This is a genomic window from Seonamhaeicola marinus, from assembly GCF_008085455.1.
In genome coordinates, this window is sequence record NZ_VSDQ01000638.1 from 1 (window position 1) to 463 (window position 463).

The 463-nt window shown below is 27.6% G+C and carries 1 protein-coding gene; it reads left to right on the forward strand.

All coding sequences use genetic code 11. From position 1 onward, the window contains the following. Window positions 1–463, forward strand: a 463-nt coding sequence (locus FUA24_RS10955) for a histidine kinase (protein WP_148542225.1), incomplete at both ends; no start/stop codon positions are given.

Below are 463 nucleotides of genomic sequence, written 5' to 3' on the forward strand. Positions count from 1 at the left end.
TAAAAAAGAAAAAGAAATACTAGCGCAACGTGCTCAAATAGCAGAAAAAGAACTTAATATAAATAGAAAAAACATGCAATTACTAGGGCTTGGTGTTTTAGCTATTGTACTATCAGTTTTTGGGTATTTGGTATATAAACAACAAAAATTAAAAAACAAACAACTTCAAAAAGAAAACCAGTTAAAAGAAGCACTATCAAAAATTGAAACTCAAAATAAATTACAAGACCAACGTTTAAGAATTTCAAGAGATTTGCATGATAATATTGGCGCACAACTTACATTCATAATATCGTCTATTGAAAATTTACAATACGGTTTCAAAATTTCAAACACCAATTTAACCAATAAGTTAACAGGCATAAGTAGTTTTACAAAAGACACTATAAATGAATTAAGAGATACTATTTGGGCAATGAATAAAAACGAAATTTCGTTAACAGATTTGCAAATCCGCATATCA